Genomic DNA, 17334 nt, shown 5'->3' on the forward strand with positions numbered 1-17334 from the left:
GATGTGGAGGATAACGATGAGAGCAAAACTGCGAAAAGAACTGCCGCTTCATTTGATGCTTTTGCCGGGACTGGTGATGATCATTCTGTTCTCCTACGTCCCCATGGCCGGTGTCATGATCGCGTTCCAGAAATTCATCCCTGCCAAGGGCTTGTTCGGGGATCAGAAGTGGGTGGGCCTGGATAACTTCGAATATGTGATGAACCTGCCAAGCTTCACACAGGTGCTGTGGAATACGCTGTTTATTTCGAGTCTCAAGCTGATTCTGGGCCTCATTATTCCGCTGGTGTTCGCAATTCTGCTGAACGAGCTGGCCAGTAATGTGATTAAACGGTCCGTGCAGACAGCGATTTATCTGCCGTATTTCTTGTCCTGGGTTGTGCTTGGCGGCATCTTGATTGATATTCTGTCTCCATCGGGCGGGATTGTGAATGAATTCCTGGGATGGTTCGGCGTCTCCAAGATCTTTTTCCTCGGCGACAATGACTGGTTCCCCTTCACGCTGATTGCCTCGGATGTGTGGAAGAACTTCGGCTACGGCACGATTGTATATCTGGCGGCTATAACGGGCATTGATCCCGGATTGTATGAAGCGGCTACCATTGACGGTGCTAACCGCTGGCACAAGACCTGGCATATTACCATTCCGGGCATACGTATGGTCATCGTCCTGCTGTCGGTACTCAGTCTGGGACAACTGCTGAATGCGGGCTTCGATCAGGTCTTCAATCTGTACAGTCCGCAGGTCTACGAGAGCGGGGATATCCTGGATACCTTCGTCTACCGGATCGGTCTTTTGGACGCCCAATACGGCGTAGCGACTGCCGTCGGCTTCTTTAAATCGATCATATCGCTAACCTTAATATCCAGCTCGTATTTCCTGGCTTACCGTTTTGCCAAATACCGGATCTTCTAGAGGAGGGAGTACCCTTGGAGCAACAGCTAACGCCCAAACCGGAGGAATGGACTCCCATTCGCCCCAAAAAACGCTTTGACGGGATTGCGGTATTGAACGCAACCGTTCTGATTCTGGTCTCACTGCTCTGTATCCTGCCGCTCATTCATATTATAGCGGTGTCTTTCAGCTCCAGCGCGGCGGCTTCCGCAGGGTATGTCAGACTCTGGCCGGTAGACTTCACATTCGCCTCGTATATGTATACGATGAGCCGGACTGAATTCTGGCAGTCGATGCTTGTCTCCCTGACGCGGATCGGAATCGGCACGCCGCTGAATCTTCTGTTAACGATCCTCGTGGCCTACCCGCTGTCCAAGGAATCGCACGCTCTGCGGTTCCGCAGCGTCTATGCCTGGGCCTTCTTCGTCACGATGCTGTTCAACGGCGGGCTGATTCCCTGGTATACCACGCTCAAGGAGTATGGCCTGCTGGATTCCATCTGGGCACTGGTATTGCCCGGCGCAGTTCCTGTGTTCAGCGTAGTGCTGCTGCTTAACTTCTTCCGGGAGATTCCGAAGGAGCTGGAAGAGGCGGCGCTGATTGACGGGGCCGGCCACTTCCGGACGGTCTGGTCCATCTTCGTGCCGATCTCCAAGCCGGCGCTGGCTACTCTGGCCTTATTCTCAATGGTGGAGCACTGGAACAGCTGGTTCGACGGCCTGCTGCTCATGGGCAATCCGGCCAACTATCCGCTGCAAAGTTATATTCAGACGATTGTGATCCAGCAGAACCTGTCGAATATGTCGCGTGATGCCATGCTTGATCTGGCGCTGATCTCGGACCGGACGCTGAAGTCTTCCCAGATCTTCCTCGGCTCCCTGCCGATTATTCTGGCTTATCCGTTCCTGCAGAAATATTTCGTGAAGGGGATTGTACTCGGCAGTGTCAAAGGTTAACCTCCCGGAAGTTATGCATAAGCCTGCGGCTCTCCCCGGATTCAGGCTATAATGGTGAAAATGATTGCTGGGGGCCTGGGATTATTGTTCAAAAAGGATTACTCACTGCGCAATACGATATTTCTGCGGCTGATTGTGACCTTTCTGCTCATTATGCTGCCTATTCTTGTCTTCGCCGCTTATCTGTATCAATGGATTATGCAAACGGCCAGCAGCGATATCCGAAGCTCGGCCAGCGCCCAGACCGTCTTTTACTTAAATGATATGGAGAATGAGATCGAGCGGATGAAGCTGCTGCAATACAGTCTGCTGGAGGATGAGGATCTGAACAAGCTGGCCCTGACCTGGGAAACGCTGCCGACCATTGACCGGACGGAGAATCTGAATTCGCTGATGAAGCGGCTATTCATCGTGCAGAACAGCAGCACGTATATCAAGGACGTCAGGGTTCATATCATGACTATAGGCCGGACTATCTCATCGGTCGGCGGCGTGCGTGAGATTGAACTGAAGCGCTTCCGCGAGATCCGCTCGGTCTTCGGGGACCGCCGTTCCCAGGTGATTGAGTGGGATGGCGGCCTGTACCTTAGTGCGATGAAGCAGCGGGGCATCAAGGGGGCGGAGCCGCTGCTGACGGTAGAGATTGAGCTGGATACTCAGGAGCTGCGGGCCGCGCTGGGCCAATTCAATACGTATCCCGGCAGTGGAACGCTATTGCTCTCCGATAGTGCGAGATTCGCGCTCTACAGCATGACCGGCGAGCTGGCGCAGGCGGAGCCGTCCCAGTATGCCCGGGATATCCGCACGGTGGCCTCCGGGGAGAGGCTGAGGATCGCCGGTGCGCCTTATTATATCGTCCAGACCGGCTCACAGGAGCTTGGCTTGTCCATCTACCGGATCATCCCGGAGGATATTATCAAGAATCCGCTGAGCAAATTCTATACCTGGGCCTGGGTGTTTGGTGTGGCTGCGCTTGCCATCATCATTGCTTTTGCACTGTCGACCTACAAGTTCATTCATAAGCCGATGCTGACGCTGGTGAAGAGCTTCCGGAGAATGGAGCAGGGCGATCTGGACATTCATATCCAGCATGAGTCGAAGGATGAATTCCGTTATCTGTACAGCCGCTTCAACCAGATGGTAAGCAATCTGCACTCCCTGATCGATCAGGTGTACAAGCAGAAGATTATGGCCCAGCGGGCAGAGCTGAAGCAATTGCAGTCACAGATTAACCCGCATTTTCTGTATAACAGCTTCTTCATTCTGAACACGATGGCGAAGACCGGCGATACCGAGCGGATCGAACAGCTTACTACGATGCTCGGCGAATACTTCCAGTTTGTCACGCGGAACGCTTCCGATCTGGTGTCATTGGAGCAGGAGATTCACCATGCAAGAATGTATACAGAGATTCAGGCCATGCGCTTCTCCCGCAGAATTGGGGTCCGGTTCGATGCCTTGTCGGAGGAGCTGAAGAAGGTGCAAGTTCCGCGGCTGATCGTGCAGCCGATTATTGAGAACGCGTTCAAGCACAGCCTGGAAAAGAAAGCCATGGAGGGCCTGATCATTGTCCGCTTCGCGCAGGAAGGCCCGGACATCCGCATTATCGTCGAGGATAACGGGGACCGGCTGAGCGATGATACTCTAGAGCAATTGAAAGAGTCCCTTACTGTCTATCAGGAGCAGGCGGAGACCACAGGCCTTGTGAACATTCACCGGCGCATCCGCATTACCTTCGGGGAAGAGAGCGGCTTGCTGGCGGACCGGAGTGAGCTGGGCGGACTAAGGGTAACCATCCTGATTAGAGCTGGAGGTGAGAATGCTGATGTACAGGATGCTTATCGTTGATGATGAAGAGATTATTACAGATGGACTGGCGGTTATTTTCGGCAAAATGGAGCTTGAGCTGGACATCTACAAGGCCTACTCGGGCCGTGAAGCGCTAAATCTGCTGCACCGGACCCGGGTGGATATTGTCCTGTCTGATATCTGCATGCCCGAGATGGACGGGCTGGAGCTGATGGAGCATATCCGCCGGAGCTGGCCGCAATGCAAAATCGTCTTCCTGACCGGACACAATGACTTCAATTATGTCTACCAGGCGATTCAGGCTCCGGGCGTCCAGTATGTGCTCAAGAATGAAGGTTATCCGAAGCTGATTGAAGCGGTGATGCGTGCGCTACAGGAGCTGAACGACACCATGCAGGTCAATGATCTGATTCGTGAATCCAAGGAGCAGCTTAACACGCTGGAGACCTTGGCGCAGGGCGATTATTTCCGCCACCTCATTCACAGCGTCAAGGCGGATCAGGATATGGCCGGGGATTTCATCCGTCTGAACATTCCACTGGATGCTTCGCGGCCGGTGCTGATCGCACTGGGCAGCATCAGTGATCCTGAATCCTCGCGCACATATATGGACCGCCGGGAGACGGCGCTTGCGGTCAAGTTCCTGTCGGAGAAGCTGCTGAAGGAGCGGACGGTCAGCCTTGGGGTTATCGACCGGTACGGTGACCTGATCTGGCTGATTCAGCCGGGCGGGACGGGAGAGGCTTCGCAGCCGGAGGCTTGGGAGCAGATGATTAAATTCCTGGAAGGCACCTTCGAGCTGATTCAGCAGTCCTGCCGGGAATCGCTGGAGGTCGGGATTGCCATCACCCTCAGTGCGGAGGAGTCCGCGTGGTCCAGGCTTCCAGTGGTGTACGATAAGGCGAGGCAGGTTCAGCATTACCGGGCCGGGGACGGGGAGCGGATGGTGCAGAAGGTGCAGCTGAATGAAACGGCGGTGCCGGATACCTTGCGTGACCGCTTCCTGCGTGACAAGGTGGAGACCCTGGCTGCGCATCTGGAGGCGGGCCGCAAGGAGGAGTTCCTCCGGTTGTTCAAGGAGATGGCTGAACCGGCCGGGCAGGACCCGGGAAGGTGCAATCCTTATCTTACCGAGCTGTATTACACAATTGCCCTGATGCTCATGTCGTACATGAACAGATGGGAAGCGGATGAGGAGATCGGGGGAAGCGGGCTGATGCAGCTTGAGTCTCACCGGACTTGGGGAGAAGCCTTCCGCTATCTGCGGGATACAGCAGAGCTGCTGTTCTCTGTCAGGAAGAGCGGGGAGCAGAAGCGGGCAGCCGGTGTCATCGACCGGATCTGCTTATATATAGAAGAGAATCTCGACCAGGACCTGTCGCTCGTGCGGCTGGCCGATGTGATCCACTTCAATCCCTCCTATCTGTCCCGCCTGTTCAAGCAGGAACGGGGCATCAATCTGTCCGAGTATATCGAGGAGTTGCGCATCCGCCAGGCCAAGGACCTGCTGCGCAGAGGGGAGCTCAAGGTCGCGGAGGTTGGCTCGTTAATCGGTTACGTCACCCCGCAATCCTTCACCCGGGTATTCAAAAAATGGACCGGAACCACGCCGCAGGAATACCGTGCGGATGTGGTTGGCGGTTGAATGGTGGGAACGAATAGGGGGAATTGGGGAAGAAATAATCGCTCCTTCGGGATGGATGGCGTTGCCTCCATCGTCCGGGGGAGCGATTATTCGTTGAGGAGAGTAAAAGAAAGGGATAAATCCCATTAATGCAGCCAAAAGTCGGCCGGACGGGGAAAAGAAAGGGATAAATCCCATTAATACAGCCAAAAGTCGGCTGGATGGGCAAAAGAAAGGGATAAATCCCATTAATGCAGCCAAAAGTCGGCTGGATGGGGAAAAGAAAGGGATAAATCCCATTAATGCAGCCAAAAGTCGGTTGGATGGGGAAATGAAAGGGATGGTATTAGAGTAACGAGGAGCACAAGTGCCCCTGATTTCAGCAGAAGTTGGCTAAATGAACAAATCAGGAGCAGAAGTGCCCCTGATTTCAGCAGAAGGCTGCTAAATGAGCGAATGAGGAGCACAAGTGGACTCCTGTCAAGAAAGTAGACAGCAACTACATCGTTTTTCGCTTAAATGTGGCTGCAAACTGAACCGGAGAAACGTAACCGAGCGCCCCATGGATTCGTTTGCGGTTGTAGAAAAATTCAATGTACTGGAAAATGGCATCATACGCCTGTTGCTTCGTTTTAAATCGATTCCAGTACACCAACTCTTTTTTTAAGAGGCTGTGAAAAGATTCGATACAGGCGTTATCATAACAGTTCCCTTTGCGGCTCATGCTTGCGGTCATCTGGTACGTCTTTAGGCGTTCCCGGTAGTCTTCAGAGGCGTACTGGGAGCCTCGATCCGAATGGTGAATTAAGCCCTTCCCGGGGCGTTTGGCCTTGTAGGCAGCGTCCAGAGCGCCTTGTACGAGGTCAGTGGTCATCCGGTCGCTAAGCCGCCAGCCGACAATCTCCCGGGTACACAGGTCCAGCACACTCGCCAAGTACATTCGTCCTTCCCGGCAGGGAATGTAGGTGATATCCGCCACCCACGTCTGGTTCGGCTTTTCCGTGTGAAATTGCTGGTTTAACAGGTTGGGGGCAATGGGTAACGGATGGTTGGAGTCGGTGGTGCATACGCGAAATCTCTTTGCGACACAAGAGCGCAGACCCCGTTCTTTCATGTACTTGCCTACCGTGCGTTCACTGACCTGGTGCCCTTCACGCTCTAAGAGAACCTTGATTTTGGGGCTGCCATAGCGACCCTTAGAGTCATGAAAATGATAGGCAATCCGCTTCAGCAACAAGGCTTTGCGGCTGGCTTGAGGGCTGGGCTTTGCTGTTCTCCATTTGTAGTACCCGCTCCGGGACACCTGAAAGACATTGCACATCTTCTCCACGCGGAACTCGGAGCGATGATCTTCAATAAACTGAAATCTCAGTTCTTTGGATTGCTGAAGATGTGCACGGCTTTTTTTAGGATTGCCATCTCCTCTGTCAGCTCTGCGAGTTCGTGCTCCCGCTCCTTCAGTTGACGTTCCAGCTCTCTGTATTTGTCTGGAGTAACGATGGGCTCATTCTCAAACTGCCGGTACTGTCCTAGCCATTTATGCAACGTTTTGGCGGGGACATCCAGTTCCAGGGCCAGTTCCGCCACCGTTTTCGTCTGCTCCTGGATGTACTTGACGGTCTGTCTTTTGTATTCTTCATTGTAGCTTCTCCGTGTTCCACTCATGGGGACACCTCCTCGTTAAACTTATTATCTCTATTCTCTTAACGGGTGTCCACGGTTAACACTAACAGCAAAGTGCCCCTGATATCAGCAGAAAGCTGCTAGATGAGCGAATGAGGAGCACAAGTGCCCCTGATTTCAGCAGAAGGCTGCTAAATGAACAAATGAGGTGCAGAAGTGCACCTGATATCAACAGAAAGCGGCTAGATGAGCGAATGAGGAGCACAAGTGCCCCTATCTCTTATAAGTAAATCCGATAATTCCCGCTTAGCGCCAGCATGGTGAAGAAATACAGGCAGTTGTCGTAATACCGCCGTTCTCCGGTGCGCAGCGGGGTGTTCCAGAACAGTTTGACGAAGCGCCCGGCATCCGGCCCGTCGGCAGCGAGCGAGGCCATTGCCAGAGTGGACAGCAGGCCGACCGGATGCAGGGACAGCTCGTCAAACGGCTGACCGTCAATGGTATACCGCCGGTAATCCGCAGGATCTATGTCCCGGAAGAACGCCTGAATCCGGTTAGACTGCTCTACCTGCCAAGGATCGCAGCGGAACCATTCATAATCCAACCCGATGTTGGCGGCGACACGGTAGGCATCGCTGAAGAAGTGGCGGAAGTCGCCATGCGGCTGGGGTTCCACCGGAGTCCCGTCATAGTTGGCGTATTCCGGGGACAGTCCGGTAACCGGGTGGCAGGCCAGGTGCAGGTAATCCCGACTCCGGGCAGCTGCATCCTTCCAGAACGCCCGGTCTGCTTCATCCGCCTGCAGGGCGAACAGATCATAGAAATGCGGCAAATGATAGGAGGGATCGCTGAACGGAGTCTCCGGGATGAACTTAATCAGCCTGGTCTCCGGGTCCCACATCGGATGGCCTTCTCCGTCTTCCCCCTTGTGCACACAAGCGCGGAGAATGATTCTGGCCTGCTCAGAATAATTGAATGGCGCGGCACCGTCGCCCCAGCGGCTGGAAGCGAAGAACAGGGCCATCGCGAAGAACTCTTCTCCATCCGGCGCGGGGCCGGGAGACAACCGTGTACCATCCAACTTGCATTGCCAGGCGAAATAATCCTTATAACGGCCCTCCGTATGCTGCATGAAGACTTTGGCGAAATTCCAGAGCCGGTCGAACTCCTCCTTTTTATTCATCTGAACCGCCATCATCATCCCGTACGACATGCCCTCTGTGCGCACATCGGTATTGCCTGTATCTACGATATAACCCTTATCATCATCCATAGTATGGTAGAGCCGGACATCAGGGGCACCGTAGAACATTTCGTTCCAGGTATCTTCCAGCCGCTGCTGAATCGCCTCCGGACGCAGTCCGTTTTCAAGAAACAAATTTCTGTACTCTCCTGTGTAAAAAGAACCCTCTGTAGTATTTATCATAACATCCTCCAGGTGAATTTTATTTTGCCCAAGTATATCATAAGCGGCGGTATAGAGATTAAAGCGTTTTCCAGATATTTTATAGACGATTCCGGCTCTGGACCATAATCTAAGGATAGATCAATCTTAGGTGTCTATATGTCATGGACTTCACGCCAAAAGCTTCTCTATACTGGTAGGGACATACTGCAAGGTGAATAAAAAGGTTAGGGTGATTGAGCTATGAATGAGGTCTCAGAGCTAATGAAGCTTACAGTCTACACGCGCATACCGAACCAAGATTACACCGGATCTCTCAGCAACAGTGTTCACATGGCCTGCACAGATGACCATAACGAATTTCAGCCGCTGAACCGGAACTATGGCATACTATTTGCCGTGGCAACGGTGGATGAGAAGAATGTGATTCATGAAAAAGGACTCAAAAATCCCTATCTATTCCGCACACAGGAAGGTGCTTTCGGGATGATTGCCGTAAGGGTTGACGCCTCGGGGGAGGATGACGGGGAGAGCAGGGGGCAGATTCTGCTGTGGACCTCGCCGGATCTGGTGACCTTCGATACTCAGCGGCTTGTCCGGCTCGATAATGAACGGTATGTAAAAGAAGCCGTCTGCGCACTGGACAACACAGGCGCAGGATACGAGATCCGCTGGCAGGACAACGACGGCAGCTATTATGTGAACCGGTTGGCCGACTTGCGGAAGCCGGAAGGGATCTCGCCGCCGGAGCCTGCGGAAGCCTTCACGGCAGAGCGGCCCGCTCAGCCGCTGCCCGGAACCCGTCCGGGGAATGTGCTGACAGTGGACGCTCCCGCCGGCCGCAAGGTACAGGCAGCCTGGACTCCAGTACACAACACCGGTATTCGCGTGGCAGAGCAGGTCAGTGTCCACTCTGCTGATGAATTGACAAAGGTCAGAGCCACAGCGCTATATTCTGACGGCTCCACTGCCGATAAGCGGGTGGCCTGGGATACCGCAGGGATTGATTTCACCTTGCCAGGAACACATACCATACATGGCAAAGTAGTCACTTATGACTTGCCGTTCCCGTTAGCAAGCGGCTATGCAGACCCGGTGATTCTTCCCTGGAACGGCAGGTATTACTTCCTGGCTACCAATGACAATGTCAATAATATCGGCATCTATGTCCGCGTGGCAGATACCTTGCAGGACTTATTCGCTCCGGGCTTCCAGGAAGCCGTTATACTGGACCTGAATGAGGAGCTGAACTTCATCCAGACCTTCTGGGCACCGGAATTCCATGTCATCGGCGGGGAGCTATACATCCTGTTCGCCGTTGGCGGCAAGGTATGGGGACCGCAATGCCATCTGATGAAGCTGAATCCCGGCGGCGATATTATGAAGGCCGGGGATTGGAGCACGCCGGTCCGGGTGAAGCGGATGGACGGTACTCCTTTGGCCGAAGACGGCATTACGCTGGATATGACTTATTTCAAGGCAGACGGTACCTCCTGTGTAGTCTGGTCTTACCGTAAAGGGATCGGAACGCCGCTGGATACCGGCTCCATGCTGTACATCGCCACTGTAGATGAAGTGAACCCGGCGGTATTAACCAGTGAGCCGGTGCTGCTGTCGCGTCCGCTGCTCGGCTGGGAGAACGTTCAGGGCACGATCAATAACGAAGGCCCGTATCCGCTCCTTACGGAAGATACCGTGTATATTGCCTATTCCGGCGGGGCGGCAACGGGATATACCTATGCGGTGGGCTGGTTAAGCATTCCACGGGGCGGCAATGTTCTGGATGCCGGTGCCTGGAGCAAGGCGGGCACGCCGGCACTTTCTTATTATTCGCTGGACGGGGTGTACGGCCCCGGGCATAATTCTTTTTTCCAGGATACAGACGGTACTACGCTGGTTCTCTACCACGGGGAAGAGCAGCTGGTGAAGCATGGAACGAGATGCTCGGCGATTCACAGAGTCCATTACAACAGTAATGGCGTCCCTCTGCTGGATGTGGCCGGGGAGAGGGATGTACACCCGGATTACGCCGACTGCACGATACAGGTGACGGTGCTTGCTTAGTCTGGAGTCACGGCAATCCCACAATGAAAAATTAACAACGACAATCTATATAACAAATGGAGGATGTTAGAATGACACAACAACAAGGATTCAACCCATATCTGCCTTCCTGGGAGTACGTGCCGGATGCGGAACCATATGTTTTTGAAGGAAGAGTATATGTCTATGGCTCGCATGACCGGTTCAACGGACACGCCTTCTGTCTGAACGATTATGTCTGCTGGTCAGCGCCGGAGGACAATCTGGCTGATTGGCATTATGAAGGTGTGATCTACCAGACGACAGATGACCCGCTCAACCCGGAAGGCAGCATGTGTCTCTATGCACCGGATGTGACGCAGGGACCGGACGGGCGCTATTATCTCTACTATGTACTGGACAAGGTTCCTGTCGTATCGGTAGCGGTCTGCGATAAGCCGGGCGGCAAATACGAATTCTACGGCTATGTCACCTATGGGGACGGCACGCGTCTGGGCGAACGGGCAGGCGATGAGCCGCAGTTTGACCCGGGGGTATTGACCGAAGGCGACACCACTTACCTGTACACCGGCTTCTGCGGATACGGAGACAAGTCGAGACACGGTGCGATGGCTACTGTACTCGGTCCCGATATGCTTACGATTATTGAGGAGCCTGTGTTCGTTGCACCGAGCCAGCCTTACAGCCAGGGGACCGGCTTCGAGGGTTATGAGTTCTTCGAGGCCCCTTCCATCCGCAAAAGAGGAGATATCTACTACCTGGTCTATTCCTCAATCTCCATGCATGAGCTGTGTTATGCCACCAGCAGCCATCCTACCCGGGATTTCGTGTACCAGGGAGTCATTGTGAGCAACTGTGATCTGCATATCGATACGTATAAGCCTGCGGACCAGACGATGTATTACGGCGGCAATAACCACGGCAGCATCGTGGAGGTTAATGGAGCGTGGTATATCTTCTATCACCGGCATACCAACGGGACCGCGTTCTCGCGCCAGGGCTGCATCGAGCCGATTACGTTCCATGAAGACGGCACCATCCCGCAGGTGGAGATTACAACCTCCGGCCCGAACGGCGGCCCGCTGGAGGGACGCGGAGAATATCCCGCTTACCTGGCCTGTCATTTGTTCACCAAGGATCAGGAGATGTATACCGGAGGGTTTGGCAAGGTGGGGGCCTGGATGGACAGCCGGTTCCCGAAAATTACCCAGGACGGCGGAGACGGCGAAGAAGAGGTTGGCTATATTGCCAATATGACGGAGTCGGCGACCGCCGGGTTCAAGTATTTTGACTGCAAGGGGGTTAGCCGGGTCTCCATCAAGGTGCGGGGATATTGCCATGGGGAGTTCCAGGTGAAGACGGCTTGGGACGGGCCTGCACTTGCCTCTATTCCGGTAGGCTTCACGAATGTCTGGAAAGAATATGCTGCGGAAGTGGCGATTCCGGACGGCGTTCAGGCGCTGTATTTCACGTATACCGGCAATGGCGGCGCGCAGTTTGCATCGTTTATGCTGGAGTAGACCAGAGGTATTCGGACCGGGCATGACACAGACAGCAGTACCAGGGAGTGTGTTCCCGGTGCTGCTGTCTTGTTGTTCATATCATGGTGCGCACGCTCTGAGTCCGCTGCTACACGCCGGAAGAATACCGGGCCTTGTACTCCGAGGGGGTCATGTTCATATAATGCTTGAACCATTTGGAAAAATAGCTGACATGCTGGTAGCCTGACTCCAGCGCAGCTTCCAGCACATTGTATGATCCGCTGCGGAGCAGACTGGCCGCCTGGCTGATGCGGATATAATTCAGGTACTCCATCGGGCGCATCCCTGTCTGAGCTTTGAAAAACTTGCAGAAATGCGAGCGGCTCAGCGCTACCACGGCGGCAAGTTGATCCAGCTCCAGCCGGTCGCGGGAATGCGCCTCCATATAGCTCAGCACCTCCCGGATCTGCCGGTTATATTCCCGGCCGTGCCGGGTCTCCGACGCCGGGTTCAAGCCGGTCAGCCCGTATTGATAGCTGTCTGCGATGAACAGCAGCAGGAGCGCCTTCAGGCTCATTTCATAAGCCCCGGGCTTACGCTCATAGCGGCTGAGCAGCTCCCTGATCAGCTGAAGCAAGGGGGAGTGGGCGGCGTCTGCAGCAGATAACAGAACGGGTAGCCGGACCGTCCCTTGCAGAACCGGGTCCAGGAACAGCTCCTGTACCCGGTCGGGCTGTGGTGAAGACAGCCAGGAGCTTTTAAACACGATGGAATAATAACAGGTGCCGCCCATGGCGGTGTCCATGCCTGAATGAAGCTCACCGGGATGAACGATCAGGGCATCTCCTGCCTGGATGGCGAACTCGCGGCTCTCAATATAGAAGGTAGCGCGGCCTTCCGCCAGATAGATAATCTCCATTTCATTATGCCAGTGCACCGGAAGAATGGAATGCACGCTTGCCTGATGCTCCACCCGGTAGATATGCAGCGGGAATTCCGGCTGGCCGTGCAGCTTGTTCTCCCGGTAACGGTGTTCGTACATGGTGCCCTCCTCTGAATCGCTATATTGTGATGATATCGCGCAAATATATGTTAGATAAACCGCTATCAATAATAATATCATTATCATCAAGAGAAGTCATAAGGAAGGGTGGTACCATAATGAAACTGATAACTGTTCAATCCGGCGAGGCTGGCGTAAGGCTGGAGACTAGTGAGGGAATGATGCATATCGGCTGGTGTACGCCGGGGATTGCCAGAATTCGTTATACGCTGAATGCCGAGCTGAGCGGCAAAGAGAGTCTGATGGTGGTAAGCCGGCCAGCGGCAGAGAATGTAGAGTACAATGTGACTGAACTGCCCGGCCATCTGGAGATATCAACGGGGCAGCTAACGATTGAAGTGGATAAAGAGACCTGTGCGTTCAGCTACAGAGCTGCGGACGGCACATTGCTGACACGGGAGCCAGCCAGAGGCGGCAAAACCCTGGAGCGCACAGAGGTCTATCATACAGTCTTCGATGCCTCATCAGACACGGTCGAGACTGGGCAGGGTGCAGATGGTCTGCGTGCCAGAGCGGAGGGGGTTAACCGGAGGCTGGACCGGGAGGCTTTTCACACGAAGCTGGAATTCGAATGGCAGGAAGGCGAAGCCCTGTACGGACTTGGCTCCCATGAAGAGGGGATGATGAACCTCCGGGGACGGCAGCAATATTTGTACCAGCAGAATATGAAGGCGGTTGTACCGGTACTGGTGTCTACACGCGGCTATGGGATTCTGGTAGATTCGGGGTCTTATATGACTTTTCATGACGATGACTTTGGCTCGTATCTCTGGAGTGATGCGGATGAAGAGATGGATTACTATTTCATTTATGGTCCGGAATTCGATCAGATTACGGCGGGAATCCGCTATCTGACCGGAGAAGCGCCGATGCTGCCGAAGTGGTCCTTCGGGTATGTGCAGTCCAAGGAAAGATACGTCTCCCAGGCGGAACTCCTTGCCATCGTACAAGAGTATCGTGAACGTTCGCTTCCCCTCGACTGTATCGTGCTCGACTGGCAGTCCTGGACGGGCAATCTGTGGGGGCAAAAGACTTTCGATCCCGAGCGCTTCCCCGATCCCTCACAGATGATGGACAGCCTGCACGCCATGAACGCCAAGCTGATGGTGTCGATCTGGCCGATTATGGGCGCGGGCGGGGAGAATCATGAAGAGATGAAGGCACGCGGTTTCCTGCTCAGCAATCAGGCGACTTATGATGCCTTCTCGGAGGAGGCTCGTGCGCTGTACTGGAAGCAGGCCAACGAAGGGCTGTTCGCCCACGGCATTGATGCCTGGTGGTGCGATTGCACCGAGCCGTTCGAAGCGGACTGGAAGGGTGCGGTCAAGCCGGAGCCGGAGCAGCGGCTGCTGATTAATACAGCAGAATCGAAGCGTTATCTCGATCCGGGCTTGATCAATGCCTATTCCATGCAGCACTCCAAAGGGATCTATGAAGGCCAGCGGGCAGCAACCTCAGAGAAGCGGGTAATCAATCTGACACGTTCGGCGTTCGCAGGGCAACACCGCTATGGCACGATAACATGGTCAGGCGATATAGCCGCCAATTGGGAGACGCTGAGAAAGCAGATTGCAGACGGCCTTAACTTTTGCGTGACTGGTTCGCCTTACTGGACGCTGGATATCGGGGCGTTCTTCGTGAAGAATCACAAGGAGCAATGGTTCTGTTGCGGGGATTATGACGAGGGTGTTGCTGATCTGGGCTACCGGGAGCTATATGTCCGCTGGTTCCAGCTTGGAGCCTTCCTGCCGATGTTTCGTTCGCATGGCACGGATACGCCGAGAGAGATATGGCAGTTCGGCCAGGAGGGTGAGCTGATGTATGACACGCTGGTGAACTATCTGAAGCTCCGTTACAGGCTGATGCCATACATCTACTCCCTGGCCGGAGCTGTGGCACACCGCAGTTATACCATGTTCCGCGCGCTGGCCTTCGACTACCGGGAGGATGTGCGGGTTCATTCTATCAGCGACCAGTTCATGTTCGGTCCGGCCTTCATGGTAGCTCCCGTGACGGAGGCTATGTATTATGGTCCCGGCTCCCGTGAGCTTGAGGGGGTTCTTAAGCAACGCAGTGTATACCTTCCTGAAGGCGAATGGTACGATTATTGGAGCGATGAACGGCTGGAGGGCGGCGTGACGATTGTAGCAAAAGCGGATCTGGAGACGCTTCCCCTGTATGTCCGCGCCGGGTCCGTTGTCCCGCTCGGCCCCGATGTTCAATATACGGATGAACAGCCGGAGGCTGTGACCCGGCTCAAGGTATACGGCGGCAAGGATGCAGCCTTCACCCTGTATGAAGATGAAGGCGATAATTATAATTATGAGACCGGCTCCTATGCCATGATTGAGCTGAGCTGGTGTGAAGCGGACCGTAGCCTGACTATCGGGAAGCGGGCCGGAGACTATGCCGGAATGCAGGCGGTAAGGCAATTTGCCGTAGAGATGGCCGGGCATGCCGGAAGCTGTATTGTCACTTATGAAGGGGAAGCTCTAACCGTCCGCGCAGAGGACCTGCATAGCTGAGGCTGAGGTTCATTGTTACCAACTTGAACGTTTTGTAAGCTGAATAGAGAAGCTCTAGTAAGCTCTGTTACTCTTGCGGTAGGCGGCGGGTGTCATGCTGGTGATTCTTTTGAACGTACGGTAGAAATGGGGCAGGCTCTCGAAGCCGCAGGCCATGGCAATCTGCTCGATGGTACAGCTTGATTGCAGCAGGCTGTCCTTGGCGGCAAAAATCCGCTTCGTCGCAATATAATCTGTCACATTCATTCCCAGACGCTGCTTGAAGACCCGGCTGAAATGGGCCGGTGAGATCGAGGCCCGCGCAGCCAGGGAGCTTAGCTCCAGCGGCTGATCCAGATGATCGTTGATATAGCTGAGCGCCTCACGGAACCACTCCGGCAGCAAGGGACTTGAAACAACCGGCTCGGCGGCCTGCGGTAGACAGTAGCGGTTCAGATGCAGCAGTGTAAGATGAAGCAGCAGCGTAAGCGCCTGCCCGCCGTCCGGCTGATTCTGCTCGCGCTCCTGGTGGATCGCATCGATATCATTTTGCAGAATTTCAGCATGTTCAGGGGACAGGGTATACTTATACTGCTTGTTTGTCTTGGCAGCGTCGAACAGCTTCAGATAGGGATAAGACTCACTGTAGGTATGGTTATGGATCAGAGCCGGGCTGAAAAAAAGGGCAGAGGAGGTCACCGGCTCCTCATTGTCGGGAAATCCCCGGTGCACCGTATTCCCAGGAACGACAATGATGTCGCCTGGATGCATCTCATAAAAGGTCTGATCGATGAAAAAGCTTCCTTTACCGCCGTATACGTAGATGAATTCGTACCAGTCATGCTGGTGGTCGGGCAGCTCGCGCTGCGGACTTTTCGTTTCCTTATAGTCTAGCAGCAGCGTAAACGGCAATTGATGGTCAAAAGACTTGCGGATCGGTTCCATGACGTCGCCCCCTGAGTTGAATCTCAACATACTTACCCACATCATATCAAAATAAGGTATAGATTTGTTTGTTTTAGCTATTTTTATTCCTTTATCGGATGTTTACAATAAGGTGGAATGGAGGCGTTATCATGTATATTGATGCTCACCAGCATTATTGGAAGATAGACAGGGATGATTATGGATGGATTACACCGGAGATTCCGGTGCTGTTCCGGGATTATCTGCCCGCTGATCTGGAGCCGGAGCTAATGAAGCATGGGATCAGCCGCACGATTGTGGTACAGGCTGCGCCGACCGTGGAGGAAACGGAATACATTCTGGGACTGAGCGAGCAGGCGGAGTCTGTCGCGGGTGTGATCGGCTGGCTGGATCTTGCAAGCCCTTCCTTCCAGGCAGAATTCGAGCGTCTCAGCAGACATCCGAAGTTCACCGGGCTGCGGGTGATGATTCAGGAGATGGCAGACCCCGGTGTACTTTTGACCCGGCCATATATAGAAGCGCTCTCATATCTTGCGGAGCGGGATGTGCCGGTGGACCTGCTGGTGCTGGCCGATCAGCTTCCCCAGCTCATTGAGATGCTGGAACAGGTTCCGGGACTACGGGGAGTTATTGATCATCTGGCAAAGCCGAAGATTGCTTCGGGCCAATTAGAGCCGTGGAGAAGCTTGATGGCGGAGGTTGCCAAGCATCCGGGAATTTACTGCAAGCTGTCCGGGATGGTCACCGAAGCAGATCCTCAGGGCTGGACGCAGGAGAATTTCACCGCTTACGTAGATGCCATGCTGGAGCTGTTCGGACCCGAGCGGGTGATGTTCGGCAGCGACTGGCCTGTGTGCCTGATGGCGGCAACCTATGAGGAGGTTGTGGGGATTCTGCGCACAGCACTGCAAGGCCGATTGTCTGCGGAAGAGATGGAGCCGGTGTTTGGAGCGAATGCTGTTAGATTTTATAAGCTGGATTCACTAATTATAGGAGGTTGAGCG

At 54.2% G+C, this 17334-nt stretch carries 13 protein-coding genes; 8 read left to right on the forward strand and 5 right to left on the reverse strand.

The window, feature by feature from the left end; all coding sequences use genetic code 11:
- The first annotated feature begins 16 nt into the window (after window positions 1–16).
- The 4 genes from NST43_RS10090 to NST43_RS10105 are packed head-to-tail and all read left to right on the forward strand — an operon-like array spanning window position 17 to window position 5305.
- Window positions 17–916 carry an ABC transporter permease subunit gene (locus tag NST43_RS10090; protein ID WP_209992448.1) on the forward strand — a complete coding sequence of 300 codons (900 nt, stop codon included), beginning with the start codon at window positions 17–19 and terminating at the stop codon, window positions 914–916.
- 56 nt (window positions 917–972) lie between these two features.
- A complete protein-coding gene (locus NST43_RS10095; protein ID WP_076074807.1) occupies window positions 973–1851 on the forward strand; it encodes a carbohydrate ABC transporter permease in 879 nt (292 codons plus the stop codon).
- A 51-nt stretch (window positions 1852–1902) separates the two neighbouring features.
- Window positions 1903–3699, forward strand: a complete 1797-nt coding sequence (locus NST43_RS10100; RefSeq protein WP_339224162.1) for a histidine kinase — start codon at window positions 1903–1905, stop codon at window positions 3697–3699.
- Window positions 3686–5305, forward strand: coding sequence for a response regulator (locus tag NST43_RS10105; protein WP_339224163.1), 1620 nt, complete (start codon window positions 3686–3688; stop codon window positions 5303–5305). Before NST43_RS10100 ends, NST43_RS10105 begins: the two co-directional genes overlap by 14 nt.
- Window positions 5306–5783: 478 nt before the next feature.
- Here NST43_RS10105 and NST43_RS10110 read toward each other — a convergent pair whose 3' ends face one another.
- The 3 genes from NST43_RS10110 to NST43_RS10120 all read right to left on the reverse strand — a co-directional run bounded on the left by NST43_RS10110 (window position 5784) and on the right by NST43_RS10120 (window position 8333).
- Window positions 5784–6767: an IS3 family transposase gene (locus NST43_RS10110; protein WP_339225388.1), complete on the reverse strand. Its 984-nt coding sequence runs from the start codon at window positions 6765–6767 to the stop codon at window positions 5784–5786.
- Window positions 6653–6949, reverse strand: coding sequence for a transposase (locus NST43_RS10115; RefSeq protein ID WP_339218171.1), 297 nt, complete (start codon window positions 6947–6949; stop codon window positions 6653–6655). Before NST43_RS10115 ends, NST43_RS10110 begins: the two co-directional genes overlap by 115 nt.
- Window positions 6950–7187: 238 nt before the next feature.
- Window positions 7188–8333, reverse strand: coding sequence for a glycosyl hydrolase family 8 (locus tag NST43_RS10120; protein WP_339224164.1), 1146 nt, complete (start codon window positions 8331–8333; stop codon window positions 7188–7190).
- A 222-nt stretch (window positions 8334–8555) separates the two neighbouring features.
- Between NST43_RS10120 and NST43_RS10125 the strand changes: the two genes are divergently transcribed.
- Entirely contained in the window at window positions 8556–10376 is a 1821-nt protein-coding gene (locus NST43_RS10125; RefSeq protein WP_339224166.1) for a family 43 glycosylhydrolase, read from the forward strand.
- Window positions 10377–10447: 71 nt separating this feature from the next.
- Window positions 10448–11875 (forward strand): family 43 glycosylhydrolase, encoded by a 1428-nt coding sequence (locus NST43_RS10130; protein WP_339224168.1) that lies wholly within the window; start codon window positions 10448–10450, stop codon window positions 11873–11875.
- 109 nt (window positions 11876–11984) lie between these two features.
- On the opposite strand, the gene NST43_RS10135 is transcribed toward NST43_RS10130, so the two are convergent.
- Window positions 11985–12878, reverse strand: a complete 894-nt coding sequence (locus tag NST43_RS10135) for an AraC family transcriptional regulator (RefSeq protein WP_339224170.1) — start codon at window positions 12876–12878, stop codon at window positions 11985–11987.
- Window positions 12879–12997: 119 nt separating this feature from the next.
- Between NST43_RS10135 and NST43_RS10140 the strand changes: the two genes are divergently transcribed.
- Window positions 12998–15424 (forward strand): TIM-barrel domain-containing protein, encoded by a 2427-nt coding sequence (locus tag NST43_RS10140; protein WP_339224171.1) that lies wholly within the window; start codon window positions 12998–13000, stop codon window positions 15422–15424.
- 54 nt (window positions 15425–15478) lie between these two features.
- Here NST43_RS10140 and NST43_RS10145 read toward each other — a convergent pair whose 3' ends face one another.
- Window positions 15479–16348, reverse strand: coding sequence for an AraC family transcriptional regulator (locus NST43_RS10145; RefSeq protein WP_339224172.1), 870 nt, complete (start codon window positions 16346–16348; stop codon window positions 15479–15481).
- Window positions 16349–16479: 131 nt separating this feature from the next.
- Between NST43_RS10145 and NST43_RS10150 the strand changes: the two genes are divergently transcribed.
- Window positions 16480–17331, forward strand: coding sequence for an amidohydrolase family protein (locus NST43_RS10150; protein WP_339224174.1), 852 nt, complete (start codon window positions 16480–16482; stop codon window positions 17329–17331).
- Window positions 17332–17334 lie beyond the last annotated feature (3 nt).

Origin of the sequence: Paenibacillus sp. FSL H8-0332, from assembly GCF_037963835.1 — a bacterium.
Taxonomy (GTDB): domain Bacteria; phylum Bacillota; class Bacilli; order Paenibacillales; family Paenibacillaceae; genus Paenibacillus_AQ; species Paenibacillus_AQ rhizoplanae.

Coding starts and splice junctions, on each gene's coding strand:
- NST43_RS10090 (WP_209992448.1), top strand. CDS start 17: ATGAGAGCAAAACTGCGAAAAGAACTGCCGCTTCATTTGATGCTTTTG.
- NST43_RS10100 (WP_339224162.1), top strand. CDS start 1,903: ATGGTGAAAATGATTGCTGGGGGCCTGGGATTATTGTTCAAAAAGGAT.
- NST43_RS10105 (WP_339224163.1), top strand. CDS start 3,686: ATGCTTATCGTTGATGATGAAGAGATTATTACAGATGGACTGGCGGTT.
- NST43_RS10115 (WP_339218171.1), bottom strand. CDS start 6,949: ATGAGTGGAACACGGAGAAGCTACAATGAAGAATACAAAAGACAGACC.
- NST43_RS10120 (WP_339224164.1), bottom strand. CDS start 8,333: ATGATAAATACTACAGAGGGTTCTTTTTACACAGGAGAGTACAGAAAT.
- NST43_RS10125 (WP_339224166.1), top strand. CDS start 8,556: ATGAATGAGGTCTCAGAGCTAATGAAGCTTACAGTCTACACGCGCATA.
- NST43_RS10130 (WP_339224168.1), top strand. CDS start 10,448: ATGACACAACAACAAGGATTCAACCCATATCTGCCTTCCTGGGAGTAC.
- NST43_RS10135 (WP_339224170.1), bottom strand. CDS start 12,878: ATGTACGAACACCGTTACCGGGAGAACAAGCTGCACGGCCAGCCGGAA.
- NST43_RS10140 (WP_339224171.1), top strand. CDS start 12,998: ATGAAACTGATAACTGTTCAATCCGGCGAGGCTGGCGTAAGGCTGGAG.
- NST43_RS10145 (WP_339224172.1), bottom strand. CDS start 16,348: ATGGAACCGATCCGCAAGTCTTTTGACCATCAATTGCCGTTTACGCTG.
- NST43_RS10150 (WP_339224174.1), top strand. CDS start 16,480: ATGTATATTGATGCTCACCAGCATTATTGGAAGATAGACAGGGATGAT.